Genomic DNA, 13,128 nt, shown 5'->3' with positions numbered 1-13,128 from the left:
ATCGCCGTTGCGCGGCGCCATGCTGGAAAGTGGTGAGCGCGTCAGGGCCGGCCGTCGACGTGCAGTCCGCGCGCGACGCCCCACAGCACCGCCTCGCTGCGGGAGGCGACGCCCATGGTGCGGTAGGCGGAGCGGATGTAGCTCTTGAGCGTGTTGAGGGAGACGTTGAGTTCGTGCGCGATCGTGCCGTTGGGCAGGCCGCGGCAGATGAGCGTGACGGCCTGCGCCTCTCGCTCGGTGAGCCCCTCGGCGCGCCCAGGCCACCAGTCGTCACCCAGCTCGACGGGGAACGCGGGGTCGACGACGCGCTCGCCGCGGGCGACGCGTTCGAGTGCGGTGACGAGCTCGTCGGCCGTCGCGTGCTTCGTCAGCACGCCCGCGACGCCGAAGTCGGTGAGCGCACCGACGTGCGCCTGCGGAGGGTCGTTGGTGTAGACGACGAGGCGCGCGACGGCGGCTGTGTCGCGCAGGCGCGCCAGCGTCGCCCACCCCGGCTCGGGGGCGGCGAAGCAGTCGAAGAGCGCGACGTCGGTGGGTTCGGTGGGCACGCCGCGGCTGCACGTCGCCTCGACGCGTGCGGCGTAGGGCGCGAGCAGTGCCTGAAAACCGGCCATGACGAGGGCGTCGTCGTCGACGAGGGTGACGCGCAATGCGCGGGGTGCGGGCGCGCACCTCGACTCCTCACCCGTCGCCAGACGGAGGTGTGCGGCTCCATCGGTGCTCGGATGGGACGACATGGGGATACCTTGCCAACATGTTGCGACACAAGGAAATCAACCATGACGAACTTCCGACATCCACCGTGTTGCGTCGGGCTGGTCGCGCGCACGGTGACCTCCTAGGCTGACGGTGACACCCGTTCTCGCAGACCTGCAGGAGGTCGATCATGGAATCGCGCGACAAGTTCGTCACCAGCTACGTCGCTCATCACTGGGCCGCATCGAAGGGCGGGCTCGACCTGTTCGAGCGCGCGTCGCGCTCGCAGAGTTCGGCGCGCACGCGGAAGGTGCTCGCGACGCTGACGCGGGAGATCGCCGAGGACCGCGCGCGCCTGCGCGTCATCGCCGACGCGCTCGGGGCGGGTGAGGCGCGGCTCGCGCAGCTCGCGCTGAGCGTCGGCGAGACCGTCAGCCGCGTGAAACTCAACGGCCGTTTCGTGCGCCGCTCGCCGCTGAGCGACGTGCTCGAACTCGAGGCGCTGCTGGCGGCCGTTCGTGGCAAGCGGGCCGGCTGGGAGGGCATGCGCGTGCTCGCGATCAACGATGCGCGCATCGACGTCGCCGAACTCGACGACCTCATCGTGCGCGCCGACAGCCAGATCGAACGCCTCGTCGCCGCCCATGCCGAAGCGGCCGCGACGCTGCGCTGAGCTGACATCCGCTGCGCTCCGCTGGCGAGCCGTCGGACGAGTCACCCCGCTGGATCGCGCGGGCGCCTCGCCCTGCCTGATCGCCCTGACGCGGCCTGACCCCAGCTGCCCAGGTTGGTCGGTGGTGTCGGCCATGTGTGGCGTCCCTCCCGAGGCGCTTTCATGGGCGCCACCTGCTGGCCAGTAAAAACAGGGGTCATTCAAGTATGGCGCGCACCACAGTGCATGCCGCCGCTACATTCGAGGTGAAGTTCATCAGCACCCTGCTGTGCAACGTCATCGACGGCGAGGTACACGGGGAGGGCCGACTGGACGTCGTCAACCCCAGCACCGGCCAGGTCGTCGCGACGTCGCCGATCAGCGGCGCCAGGGACGTCAACGCCGCGTTCGACGCGCCGGGAAGGCCGCGAAGACGTTACGGGCAGGTCAAGGTCACCGAGGTGGCGCGCAAGGCCGTCGCCGCGTTCATCGCGACCGTCGTAGCCGGCCCCAGAACGCACAGCCGTGCCAACGTCGGCATCGACGAGCCCCGCACCGACGGCGACAGGCCGGCCTGGTACTGCGCGGCCCCAGGTGTTGTGATTCCAAGCTCCGGGGGAGCGGGCGGCCGCTGCGTCACCTTCGACGATGGGATGGCGGGTGACTCACGGGTCGGCGCGCGTAGTTGCGTGCCTACCCGTGAGTTACCCGCTCTCCCGTCGTATGGCCGGGGGTAGGGCCGACGCGCTCAACCCATCGCGACGATGCGTTTGGCTTCCTCGACGGCGCCGTCGAACGCGAGCTCGGGGCGGGTGCGCAGCAGGTCGGTCGCGCGAGCATGTTCGGTGACGGCCGCGTCTTGGCTCCGGATTGCCGACCTGACCGCTGGGACGGCGGCGTCGCCGAGACCGAGCAATGCGACGCTCAACGCCATCTGCGTGCCGGCGTCACCACGGCCGAACTCCTTGACCAATTCGTCAGCGAGAGAGCCATGTTGACTCTGCGGGGCCAGTGCGGCGGCCGCGCGCCAAGCGGTGCGGGCGAGATCGTCGTCGGCGTCGTGCAGGAACTCGGACGTGATCCAGGGCCATGCGCGCTCGTCGCCGACCTTCGACAGCACGTGCAACGCCTGCGTGCGCGCCTGGATGTTCTTCGACGCCAGCTCGCGCTGAACGCGCGGCAGGACGTCGTCAGCCGGCAGGCGCGTCAGCGCCCAGGCGAGGGTTTCGCGGACGAAGAAGTCGGGCTCGACGCCGCAGCGACGCACGAGCGTCTCCAGCAGGTCGGGATGCGGATGTGTGCCCGCCGCCATCGCGGCCTGCAACCGCACCGACTGATCCTGCACGTCGAGGGCGCGGGCGATGTTCGCGGCGTACTGCTCGGGCGTCATGCTCACTGCAGCGCCCGTCGCGCCCGCACTATTCCGCGCACCATTCCAGGCGGCGCCGCCTGGACGTAGAACGCACGATGGCGGGTAACTCACAGGTCGGCGCCTAACCGCGCGCCTACCCGTGAGTTACCCGCCATCCTGTGGTGGCCGGGCGGCCTGGTGGCCCAGCGTCTCGGTGGACGCCGACCCGATCCCAGACCGTCAGTGCGTCAGGGCTTGAGGACGACCTTCTGGCAGCCGTCCTGCTTCTTCTGGAACACGTCGTACATCGTCGCCGCCTCGTCGAGCCCGACGCGGTGCGTCGCGAGCTGCTCGACGCCGAACGGGTCGGCGTCGACGAGCACGTCGCGCAGCTCGTCGGTCCACTGCTTGACGTGGCACTGGCCCATGCGCATCGCGATGCCCTTGTCGAACATCTGCATCATCGGCATCGGGTCGAGCGCGCCGCCGTAGACACCGGAGACGGAGACGGTGCCGCCGCGGCGGACGCTGTCGATCGCGGCGTGCAGCGCGGCGAGACGGTCGACGCCGGCGCTCTTCGCAAGCGGCTCGGAGATCGCTGACGGCAGCTTGCTGACCGCTGTGATGCCCACGCCGGCAACGGGATTGCCGTGCGCCTCCATGCCGACGGCCTCGACGACGCCGTCGGCACCGCGCCCGTCCGTCAGGTCGCGCACGGCGTCTCCGACGGCGCTGACCTGCGAACCGTCGAGGTCGTCGAGGTTGATGGTGCGCGCGCCGCGGGCCTTCATGCGCTCGAGGCGCTCGGGGATGCGGTCGACCACGATGACGTCCTCGATGCCCAGGTACTGCGCGCTCGCGACGGCGAGCTGGCCGACCGGCCCGGCACCCATGACGGCGAGGGTGTCGCCGGGGCGCACGTCGGCCCACTTCACGCCCTGCCACGCCGTCGGCAGGATGTCGGACAGGTAGAGGTAGCGCTCGTCGTCGCCGGCGTCGGGCACCTTGATCGGCCCGAAGTCGGCGTGCGGAACGCGCACGTACTCGGCCTGGCCGCCCGGCACCGCGCCGTAGAGGTTCGTGTAGCCGAAGAGGCTCGCTCCGGTGCCCTGGTCGACGTTCTGCGTCGTCTCGCACTGCGCGAACAAGCCTCGGCTGCACATCCAGCAGTGCCCGCAGGAGATGTTGAACGGGACGACGACGCGGTCGCCGGGCTTGATGGAGGTGACGCCCGAACCGACCTCCTCGACGATGCCCATGAACTCGTGGCCCAGCACGTCGCCCTTGTTGAGGAACGGCGCGAGGACGGTGTAGAGGTGCAGGTCGGAACCGCAGATCGCGGTCGATGTGACGCGCACGATCGCGTCGGTGGGCTCCTGGATGCTCGGGTCGGCGACCTGCTCGACCGAGACCTTGCCCTGGCCCTGCCAGGTGAGTGCTCGCATCAGTTTCTCCTGGAGAGGATCACCGCGACGTGCGGCGATCGGGTGGTGGGGATGGGGTGGTGGGGAGCGTGGTGCCGGGAGCCGCCGCGCGTCGGTTCGGCTCCCGGGTTCATCACAGCTCGGTCGTGGCGCTCTGGCCCTTCGGACGCTCGCCGCTGACGCGCGCCTTGACGATGCTCGCGAGCGCGGAGGCCTTGCCGCCGGGCTGGCCCCAGAACTGCGCGGACTCGCTGACGACGCGCACGAGGCCCAGGTCCGGGTCGTCCTTACCGCCGTCGTACCAGGCGGCGACGTCGTCGCTCCACAGCTCGTCGATCTTGGCGCGGTCGTCGACGAACTCGACGCGGCCCGCGACGGACAGCCACGAGCCGAGGTGCGCGAACGACAGGTTGACGCGCGGGTTGCTCTGCAGCGCCTGCGCCTGCTCGGTGCCGAGGCCGACGAAGAACCACACGTCGGCGTCGTCCGTCACCTCCTGCGGCGTCATCGGGTGGCTGTGCAGGGCCCCGTCGACTGCGATCGAGGTGAGCATGACGAAGCGCTCACCACGCATGATCTCGACGACCTGCTCCTGCGAGATGTCGGACTTCGGGGTTCCAGCAGACATGGTGCGTGCCTTTCGTCGGGGGTCTCGGATGGTCGGGTGGTTGGGTTCAAATCTTCGGGTGGCGCGACCCGGGGCCTCTCAACCCTCGGGTTCGAGGTTGCTGCGCGACGCGCGATCACCGAGCGTCGTGAGGAGCTTGACGAATCGTCCGGCCTTCGGTGCGAGCTTCGATCCGGGGATAGGCGTTGTCGCACCGGGAACGGGCCCAGGCAGCGCACGCCCGACGAGGCCCATGACGCGCGTCGTCACACCCGGCATGACGCCGTGGACGCGCGCGCCCAGCTTCGCGGCGGGCGTGAGGATGACGTACGGCTTGCCGGCCAGGACGCCGTCGACCATGCGTCGCGCGGCCTTCGTCGCGTCCATGCTGACGAACGGCAGCGACGCGGCGGGCGCAAACCACGCGTATTCGGCCTGCGCGTTGCCGTAGAACTGTGCGGCCGTGTGCGAGCCGGTGCGCATCAACCCCGGGGCGATGACGGTGGCGCTCACGCCCGTGCCGGCGAGCGACGCGGCGAGGCCCTCGGTGTAGCCGACGGCCGCGAACTTCGCCGTCGAGTACGCGAGCAGGTGCGGTGCGCTCAGCAGGCCGCCGATGGAGGTGACGACGCCGAAGCGCCCGCGCCCGCGTTCGCGCATGCCGGGGACGACGGCGTCGGAGAGGTTGATCGGCCCCCACGCCATGATGTTCATCGCGCCTTCGATGTGCTCGTGCGTCGTGTTCTCGGCCGGGCCGACCTCTATGACACCGGCGACGTGGATTGCGACGTCGATCGGGCCGTGCTCGCCCTCGACCTGGGCGACGGCTCGAGCCACCCCGTCGCGATCACTCACGTCCATGACGATCGTCGAGACGGCACTGCGCGCGTGGCCGTGGGAGACAAGCGTGTCGGCGGCCTTCGCCAGGGCGTCGGCGGAGCGAGATGCGAGGACGACGCGGTGCCCGGCGTCGGCGAGGGCGGTGGCGACGAGAAAACCCAGCCCGCGCGAGGCTCCCGCGACGAGTGCCAAGGGCTTCTCTGACGAAGCCGATACATTCTGGTTCGGCGAACTGACCGGGTGATCCGACTGGCTGCGCGACGTCTCCATGAGTTTCACCCTAGAGTCGATCCCTAATTTTTCCAATGGGTTTCGCCTCTCACACCGAGTCGTCACCCACACGGGTGCCCGGCGGCTCATGTCCCGTCAGCGCCCTGGGCCTCGCTGCGATCCTTGTCCACATCTGCGATTTTCGTCCACATCCGTAGGGGCGTGGTGAGAAGGGGTGCGGTGGCCATACTCTCCGACATAGGGTCGAGAGGCCATGATCGAACGACCACCAGCATGAGGAGAGCCATGAGCGACAACGAGCGCACCACGAGCCCCGACACGCGCGGCACCGGGGACGAGCTGCACCAGGGGGTGAGCGGTGGCAACGCCATGACGACGTCGCAGGGTATTCCGGTGACCGACGACCAGAACCAGCTGCGTGCGGGCGACCGCGGCCCGTCGCTGCTGCAGGATGCCGCGTTCCGCGACAAGATCATGCACTTCGACCACGAGCGCATCCCGGAGCGTGTTGTCCACGCCCGCGGCTACGGCGCGCACGGCGTGTTCGAGAGCTACGACGACCACAGCGGCCTCACGGCCGCCTACCTGTTCGGCAAGAAGGGCCGTCAGACGGAGACGTTCGTTCGTTTCTCGACGGTCGCCGGCAACATGGGCTCCGCCGACCTCGCGCGCGACGTCCGTGGCTTCGCGACGAAGTTCTACACCGAGGAGGGCAACTGGGACCTCGTCGGCAACAACATCCCCGTCTTCTTCATCCAGGACGCGATCAAGTTTCCCGACCTCGTGCACTCGGTCAAGGAGGAGCAGGACCGCGGTTGGCCGCAGGCAGCGAGCGCGCACGACACGTTCTGGGACTTCATCTCCCTCATGCCCGAGTCGACGCACATGGCCCTGTGGGCGATGAGTGACCGCGCGATCCCGCGCAGCTTCCGCTTCATGGAGGGCTTCGGCATCCACACCTTCCGCTTCGTGACGGCCGACGGCAAGAGCTCGTTCGTCAAGTTCCACTGGAAGCCCGTGCAGGGCATGCAGTCGGTGGTCTGGAACGAGGCCGTCAAGATCAACGGCGCCGACGCCGACTTCCACCGTCGTGACCTGTGGAACGCGATCCAGAGCGGCGACTTCCCCGAGTACGAGCTCGGTGTCCAGGTGTTCGACGACGCGTTCGCCGACAGCTTCGACTTCGACGTGCTCGACTCGACGAAGATCATCCCCGAGGAGATCGTCCCGATCCGCCCGCTCGGCAAGATGACGCTCAACCGCGTCGTCGACAACGTCTTCTCCGAGACGGAGCAGGTCGCGTTCATGACGCAGAACGTCGTGCCCGGCATCGACTTCACGAACGACCCGCTGCTGCAGGGCCGCAACTTCAGCTACCTCGACACGCAGCTGTCGCGCCTCGGCTCGACCAACCACACGCAGCTGCCCGTCAACGCGCCGAAGTGCCCCGTCGCGCACTTCCAGCGTGACGGTCACATGCAGTTCGCGCACCAGAGGGGCCGCGCCAACTACGAGCCGAACGGCTTCTCGGGTGACGACCGTGGCCCGCGCGCGCTGACGACGTTCCAGCCGGACACGTACCCGACGAAGGTCGAGGGTGAGGCGCGCCGTCTGCGTGCGGAGTCGTTCGCCGACCACTACAGCCAGGCCAATCAGTTCTGGAAGAGCCAGACGGAGGTCGAGCAGAAGCACATCGTCGACGCGTTCGCGTTCGAGCTCGGCAAGTGCGAGATCCCCGAGATCCGCACGCGCATGCTCGGCAACCTGCGCAACGTCGACGAGTCGCTCGCGCAGCGCGTCGCCGACGAGCTCGCGATGGAGCTGCCGGAGGCCTCGCCCGCGAAGGTGGCGCCGCGTCACGACCTGCCCGTCTCCGACGCGCTGAGCATCGTGAAGAACGGACCCGACAGCTTCGCCGGCCGCAAGATCGGCGTCGTCGTCAGCGACGGAACCGACGCCGACCTGCTCGCCGCGGTGCGTTCGGCCGCCGAGGCCGAGGGCACGGTCGTCGAGATCGTCGCGAAGGCCGTCGGTGGCGTCACGCTGTCGAACGGTGAGAAGCTCGCCGCCGATCACGCCATCGCCGGTGCGCCGTCGGTGCTGTTCGACGCCGTCGCGCTGCTGCCGTCGGCTGACGGTGCGGCGGCGCTCGGCAAGGTCGCCGAGGCTCGTGACTTCGTGACGGACGCCGTCGCGCACAACAAGTTCCTGGCCCTCGGCCCGGACGCGTCGGGTCTCATCGAAGCCGCGGGTGTGGCGTCGAAGAAGGACGACGGGTTTGTCGACGTCAGCGACGCGGCCGGCGCGAAGGGCTTCGTCGAGACGTGCCGTGCGCTGCGCTTCTGGAAGCGGGAGCTCTCCGCTTGAGCGAACCCTCTCGTGCGCTGTGCCGCCCCGATATCCCTGCTGGGGACGTCGGGGCGGCGCTTGCCGCTGCCGGTGAATTCGCTTCCGCCGCAGCGGCGTTGGGCCGCGACAGCGCGGTGTATCTCGACACGCTGCGATCGCTCGGCGCCTTTGACCTGACGACGGCCCGCGTCATCGAACCGCACCTCGACGCGCTTGCGATCCTCGCCGAGGCGGGGGTTGCGCCGGGCGACGTGCTGCCCGGCGGTGGGGACGGCGCCTGGGGTGTGTTCGCGGCGCGGGCGCCGGGCCTCGCCGCGCGTCGCGAAGGTGACGGCTGGGTGCTCGACGGGGTGAAGCCGTGGTGCTCGCTCGGTGAGCAGTTGCCGCATGCGCTCGTGACGGCCGGTACGCCTGAAGGGCAGCGGTTGTTCGCCGTCGACCTCACGGATGCGCGGGTGCGCGGCGCCGAGGAGCCTTGGGTGTCGCGTGGGCTCGTCGCGATCCGTTCGACGTCGCTGACGTTCGACGCGATGCCCGCGACGCCCGTCGGGGAGCCAGGTTTCTACCTCGGCCGTGACGGTTTCGCGTGGGGTGGCATCGGTGTCGCCGCCGTCTGGGTGGGCGGCGTGGACGGCCTCGTCACAGCGGTTCGTGCGGCTGCGGGGCGGCGTGAACCCGATCAGATCGCGCTCATGCATCTGGGCCGGCTCGAGGTCATCACGTATCTGCTCGACGCGGTACTCGCCGACGCAGCCCGCGCGATCGACGGTGGAAACGCCTGCGGTGCAGCGGGTCTCGCGTTGTCGTCGCGCGTGCGAGCAGTCGTCGCCGATGCGGCGGAGCAGGCGCTGACGATCTGTGGCCACGCGCTCGGCCCCGGCCCGTTGACGAGCGACGAGACCCACGCGCGGCGCGTTGCCGACCTCGGCGTCTACGTGCGCCAGCACCACGCCGAACGCGACCTCGCCGCCATCGGCGCTGCCACGCTGGAGCGTCACTGATGCGCGGGATGCCCGCCGCGCCGGCCTCGTGGTCGTCGCGGGAGCCCGGCACGAGCGAACGCACGTGGTTGCGAGGGACGCCATGGGCGTCGCTTGGCCACCTCGACGTCGAAGCCCTCGCTGCCCGGTACAGCCGCGTCGTCGTCGTCGCGGCTCACCCCGACGACGAGACCCTCGCCGTCGGCGCATTCTTGGCGATGCTCGCGAACGCGGGGTTGCCCGTAGACGTCGCCCTCGTCACCGACGGCGAGGGATCGCACTCTGCGGCAACGGGATTGACATTCGAGGTCGTCCGCGAAGTCCGTCGTCGCGAGTTCGACGACGCTCTCGGTGTGCTGCTCGGCGGTGCGCTCGGGCGGGTTGAGCGCCTTGCGCTACCTGACGGCCGCGTCGCTGACCACCGTGCCGAACTGGCCGCTGCGCTGGAGCGCGTCGTGCGGGTAACTGCGGCGGAGGCATCCACGGTGTCGGACCAGTCGCCCTCGAGAGCGGTCGGCCGCGATGACGCAGCCACCGATGGGACCTCGACGGTGACGCCGTCGATGACGCCGGTGCGTGGGTCGGGAACTGAGCGGGTGCTCGTCGTCGCCCCGGCGGAGGCCGATGCGCACATCGACCACGACACGTGCGGAGCCGTGGCGCGGGACGTCGCGGCGCAGCTCGGGGCGGCGTGCGTCAGCTATCCGTTGTGGTGGTGGCACTGGGGCGACCCATCGTCGGTTGCCGAAACAGTCTGGGAGAGAAGCGTTCTCGCTGTCCCCGACGTCGCCTCGCTCCAGCGCAAACGCGCAGCCATCGCGGCGTACTCGTCACAGATCGGGACGTTCGCGCGCCCCGCAGCCGAGCCTGCGATGCTCGACGCCGGCGTCCTCGCCCACTTCGAACGTCTCGTCGAGACACTCTTCGACCCGGGCGGCGCGCTGCCCCGCGTCGCCTCGTCCGATGATGGACGCACGCCGGCGGCATCCTTCGACGCGATGTTCGAGGGCAGCGACGACCCGTGGGGTGTCGAGACGCGCTGGTACGAGCGGCGTCGCCGTGCCCTCATCGAGGCGATGCTGCCTGAAGAGCATCTCGGGCGCGTGCTCGATCTCGGATGCTCCACGGGCGTCCTGACGCAGGTGCTCGCCGAGCGCGCCGACGGCGTGGTCGCGGTCGACGGGAGCGCCCAGGCGCTGGCGCGCGCTCGTCGACGTGACGTCGACGGCGTCGACTGGCGCCACGCCGAACTGCCTTCTGTGCTCGATGAACTCGCCGACGAAGGGCAGCGGTTCGACACCGTCGTGCTGAGCGAGATCGGCTACTTCCTCGACGGCGCGACGCTGCTGGCGACCCTCGCCGGCATCGACGCACTGCTGCGCGATGACGGTGTCGTCGTCGTGGCGAACTGGCTGCACCCGACGCGTGACATCCCCCTCGACGGGCGTCTCGTCGATGAGCAGGTGCGCCTCGAGTGGCCGACGCTCGCGCGTTACGAAGACGACGACGTCGCCATCGTGGTCGCTCGCCCGAGCAACGGCGATGCCCCGACCGCCGCAACGGCCCCCGTGTCGCGCGACACCCGCGCCGTCCTGCGAATCCCGTCCACATCGGCGAATCCTGTCTACACCGGCGATTTTCGTCCACATTCGTCGACTGACGGCGAGCGCGGCATTGGCGCCGTCAGCGGCGAAAGTGCCAGAGATGACGTCGAAGGAGAGGCCTCATGACAGTGCCTGCCGTCGAGGCGACGCCTCGCAACCTGCACTACGGCGAGTTCTACGGTCTCACCGACCCCGTGCCGACGGCCGATCCTGACGGCCGCCCGGTGCTCGCCGTCCACGGCAACTGCCAGGCGGAGTCGCTGCGCGTACTTCTCGACGGTCGGTACGGCGATCGCATCCGCACGATCCGCCTCGTCCCGGCGCACGAACTGGTCGCCGATGACGTGCCGCACCTGCATCGCACCCTCGCGCAGGCCCAGTACCTCGTCACACAACCCGTCGCCCCCGGGTATCGCGGCCTGCCCGTCGGCACGGAAGAACTGCTCACGGCGGCGCCGCACGTCAGGTCGACGATCGTGCCCGTCATGCGGTGGGCGGGGCTGCACCCGGCGCAGGTCATCGTCCGCACGCCCGCGGGCGAGCCGCCGATCGTGCCGTATCACGATCTGCGCGTCATCGCGGCGTGCCGCCGAGCGGGTGACCACGCGGCTCGTGTGACGAGCGCCGACCTGCCGCAGCTCGACGAGCGCGCCGTCGGTGCCCTGCGCGACGCATCCCTCGCCGAGCTGACGCGGCGCATCGAGGCGCACGGCGCCGTCGACATTCGTGATGCCCTCACGCGCCCTGGACGGCGCAGCGTCCACGTCATCAACCACCCGACGAACGACGTCCTCGTCGAGGTCGCCGACCGCATCGCGGCCGCCCTCGACCTCGGCGCACCCCGCGAGTACGACCCTGGCCGGTCGCTGCTCGGCGCCCTCGTCGCGCCGATGGACGAGCGCGCCGCCGCGTTCGCGCAGGTGCCGATGAGCGATGACGACGTCGCCCGCGTGTGGCAGGTGCGCGGTCAGGCGGTGGGCGAGGACGAGCTCGTCGCCGCCCACGCCACGTGGTACGCCGAGCACCCGCAGGCACTCGCGGACGCGGTGCGTCGACATGCGACGTTGCTCGAGATCGTGGACGGTGACGTGTGAGCGCCGCACCGAGCGGCGATGCGTTCGAATATCCGACAGACGTCAAGATGACGAGAAGCGCCGTCGCACATGACAATACGAGGATGACGACGACGCGCCCGGCGAGCACTGCCGCTGAGGACCCCCGCAGCGCGCACGTTGCATCGGGTGATGCGGCTGCAACCGTCGACCACCTCCTGCTCGGCCCGCCCGAGCACGGGGTGACGCGCCACGGGGCGGCTCTCGCCGGTGCGCGCCGCACGTCGATGCTCGACGTGGGGACCGGCGCGCATGACCTCGCGGCGTACCTCGCGCGCGATGCGGGGCCCGTGCATGTTCACCTCACCGACGCGCTGCTCGGCGCCGACCACCGGGCGATCGAAGCCGGGGTGCGCGCGATCGAGGGCGCCGCGCGGCCCGTGCACGTCACGCTTCACGACATTCCGCAGCCCGCCGAGGGGCAGGCGCGCTACGAACGTCGCGCTGCGCTGTATGCGCGCATCGTCGCGGCCGCCGCGTCTGTTCAGGTGTGCAGCGAGGCCGAACGCGCGATGCTGGGTGACGTCGTCGCGGCGCCTGCCGGTGACGCTGACAGCGCCGCTCGGGGTTTCGGCGACGCCGATGTCGCTGGCGTCGGTGTCGTCACGTTGCCGGTCGATGCACGACCGAGTGCAACCGCGGCGGGCGACGCGGTGCTCGCCCTGGGCGATGACGCGCCCGTCGGCGTCCTCGGGTTCGTCCACCCGGGCAAGGATCCGCAGTTGGCACTCGATGTTGCCGCGGCGCTGGGTCGCGACCTCGTCATGCTCGGCGCGGTCGTCGAGGGGCACGAGGGCTTCGTCGACGACTTGCGCCGCGACGCGAACGCGCGGGGAATCGAACTGCGCGTTCTCGGGCACCTGAGCGAGGACGAGATGGACGCCGCGATCGCGACGATCGCCGTGCCGCTCGCGGCCTACCGTCACATCTCTGCGTCGGGTTCGATCGGCCGATGGATCGGCGCCGGTCGCCGGCCAATCACGCTGGCGACGCCGTGGGTCACCGAACTGTCGACGGCGGCACCCGGTTCGGTGACGGTCGTCGAACCTTCTACTGATGCAGGCGAATCGGGCGATCGTGATGGTGTGATCGATGTTCTCGTCGATGCCGCCCGGGCGGCGCTGAGCGACCCGATGGTGACCGTGACGAACCCGTCGCATCCCGGCTTGCTCACGACGCCGGACGCCGCGCGTCGCCAGAGCGAACTGCTCGCCGCGCACCTGCCGCCCCTGCGTGGTGTCGGGTGAGCGGGAACGCTCGCGCGGGCGAGCAAGGGGCTGAC

General features: G+C 70.0%; 12 protein-coding genes. 7 read left to right on the top strand and 5 right to left on the bottom strand.

All coding sequences use genetic code 11. The features are described 5' to 3' along the window. Positions 1-41: 41 nt before the first annotated feature. Positions 42-737 carry a response regulator transcription factor gene (locus NQ706_RS06375; RefSeq protein WP_081873557.1) on the bottom strand — a complete coding sequence of 232 codons (696 nt, stop codon included), beginning with the start codon at positions 735-737 and terminating at the stop codon, positions 42-44. A gap of 149 nt (positions 738-886) precedes the next feature. On the opposite strand from NQ706_RS06375, the gene NQ706_RS06370 reads away from it, so the two are divergent. Together NQ706_RS06370 and NQ706_RS06365 are read left to right on the top strand one after the other, a co-directional pair. Continuing rightward, the gene (locus NQ706_RS06370; protein ID WP_051805544.1) at positions 887-1,369 is read left to right on the top strand and encodes a hypothetical protein; all 483 of its coding nucleotides are present in this window, start codon (positions 887-889) and stop codon (positions 1,367-1,369) included. A 206-nt stretch (positions 1,370-1,575) separates the two neighbouring features. Continuing rightward, a complete protein-coding gene (locus NQ706_RS06365; protein WP_051805546.1) occupies positions 1,576-2,085 on the top strand; it encodes a hypothetical protein in 510 nt (169 codons plus the stop codon). 11 nt (positions 2,086-2,096) lie between these two features. Here the strand turns inward: NQ706_RS06365 and NQ706_RS06360 are convergent, their stop codons facing one another. The 4 genes from NQ706_RS06360 to NQ706_RS06345 all read right to left on the bottom strand — a co-directional run bounded on the left by NQ706_RS06360 (position 2,097) and on the right by NQ706_RS06345 (position 5,840). Beyond that, positions 2,097-2,738, bottom strand: a complete 642-nt coding sequence (locus NQ706_RS06360) for a HEAT repeat domain-containing protein (protein ID WP_038566721.1) — start codon at positions 2,736-2,738, stop codon at positions 2,097-2,099. Between the two features lie 209 nt (positions 2,739-2,947). Then, complete coding sequence (locus tag NQ706_RS06355) at positions 2,948-4,144, bottom strand: zinc-dependent alcohol dehydrogenase (RefSeq protein WP_038566724.1); 1,197 nt, start codon at positions 4,142-4,144, stop codon at positions 2,948-2,950. A 112-nt stretch (positions 4,145-4,256) separates the two neighbouring features. Continuing rightward, positions 4,257-4,751 (bottom strand): pyridoxamine 5'-phosphate oxidase family protein, encoded by a 495-nt coding sequence (locus NQ706_RS06350; protein WP_038566727.1) that lies wholly within the window; start codon positions 4,749-4,751, stop codon positions 4,257-4,259. A gap of 78 nt (positions 4,752-4,829) precedes the next feature. After that, a complete protein-coding gene (locus NQ706_RS06345; protein WP_051805550.1) occupies positions 4,830-5,840 on the bottom strand; it encodes an SDR family oxidoreductase in 1,011 nt (336 codons plus the stop codon). A gap of 246 nt (positions 5,841-6,086) precedes the next feature. Here NQ706_RS06345 and NQ706_RS06340 point away from each other — a divergent pair, with 246 nt between their 5' ends. The 5 genes from NQ706_RS06340 (at position 6,087) to NQ706_RS06320 (ending at position 13,093) form a co-directional block, all read left to right on the top strand. Then, a complete protein-coding gene (locus NQ706_RS06340) occupies positions 6,087-8,168 on the top strand; it encodes a catalase (RefSeq protein WP_038566729.1) in 2,082 nt (693 codons plus the stop codon). Further along, positions 8,165-9,151, top strand: a complete 987-nt coding sequence (locus NQ706_RS06335) for an acyl-CoA dehydrogenase family protein (protein WP_235181990.1) — start codon at positions 8,165-8,167, stop codon at positions 9,149-9,151. Before NQ706_RS06340 ends, NQ706_RS06335 begins: the two co-directional genes overlap by 4 nt. Then, positions 9,151-10,860 carry a PIG-L family deacetylase gene (locus tag NQ706_RS06330; protein ID WP_051805552.1) on the top strand — a complete coding sequence of 570 codons (1,710 nt, stop codon included), beginning with the start codon at positions 9,151-9,153 and terminating at the stop codon, positions 10,858-10,860. The genes NQ706_RS06335 and NQ706_RS06330 overlap by 1 nt, the downstream gene beginning before the upstream one ends. Further along, entirely contained in the window at positions 10,857-11,828 is a 972-nt protein-coding gene (locus NQ706_RS06325) for a WcbI family polysaccharide biosynthesis putative acetyltransferase (protein WP_150112705.1), read from the top strand. Before NQ706_RS06330 ends, NQ706_RS06325 begins: the two co-directional genes overlap by 4 nt. An 83-nt stretch (positions 11,829-11,911) precedes the next feature. Continuing rightward, a complete protein-coding gene (locus tag NQ706_RS06320; RefSeq protein WP_150112706.1) occupies positions 11,912-13,093 on the top strand; it encodes a glycosyltransferase family 4 protein in 1,182 nt (393 codons plus the stop codon). Positions 13,094-13,128 lie beyond the last annotated feature (35 nt).

Origin of the sequence: Dermacoccus sp. BD5, assembly GCF_044878485.1 — a bacterium.
Classification (GTDB): domain Bacteria; phylum Actinomycetota; class Actinomycetes; order Actinomycetales; family Dermatophilaceae; genus Dermacoccus; species Dermacoccus nishinomiyaensis.
Note: the sequence above shows the minus strand (reverse complement) of the source record. Positions and strands in the feature narration are given on the sequence as shown.

Excerpts from the sequence above, each read along its gene's own strand:
- NQ706_RS06355 (WP_038566724.1), bottom strand. The coding sequence starts at position 4,144 with ATGCGAGCACTCACCTGGCAGGGCCAGGGCAAGGTCTCGGTCGAGCAG.
- NQ706_RS06320 (WP_150112706.1), top strand. The coding sequence starts at position 11,912 with ATGACGACGACGCGCCCGGCGAGCACTGCCGCTGAGGACCCCCGCAGC.
- NQ706_RS06370 (WP_051805544.1), top strand. The coding sequence starts at position 887 with ATGGAATCGCGCGACAAGTTCGTCACCAGCTACGTCGCTCATCACTGG.
- NQ706_RS06345 (WP_051805550.1), bottom strand. The coding sequence starts at position 5,840 with ATGGAGACGTCGCGCAGCCAGTCGGATCACCCGGTCAGTTCGCCGAAC.
- NQ706_RS06360 (WP_038566721.1), bottom strand. The coding sequence starts at position 2,738 with ATGACGCCCGAGCAGTACGCCGCGAACATCGCCCGCGCCCTCGACGTG.
- NQ706_RS06340 (WP_038566729.1), top strand. The coding sequence starts at position 6,087 with ATGAGCGACAACGAGCGCACCACGAGCCCCGACACGCGCGGCACCGGG.
- NQ706_RS06330 (WP_051805552.1), top strand. The coding sequence starts at position 9,151 with ATGCGCGGGATGCCCGCCGCGCCGGCCTCGTGGTCGTCGCGGGAGCCC.
- NQ706_RS06350 (WP_038566727.1), bottom strand. The coding sequence starts at position 4,751 with ATGTCTGCTGGAACCCCGAAGTCCGACATCTCGCAGGAGCAGGTCGTC.
- NQ706_RS06375 (WP_081873557.1), bottom strand. The coding sequence starts at position 737 with ATGTCGTCCCATCCGAGCACCGATGGAGCCGCACACCTCCGTCTGGCG.
- NQ706_RS06365 (WP_051805546.1), top strand. The coding sequence starts at position 1,576 with ATGGCGCGCACCACAGTGCATGCCGCCGCTACATTCGAGGTGAAGTTC.
- NQ706_RS06325 (WP_150112705.1), top strand. The coding sequence starts at position 10,857 with ATGACAGTGCCTGCCGTCGAGGCGACGCCTCGCAACCTGCACTACGGC.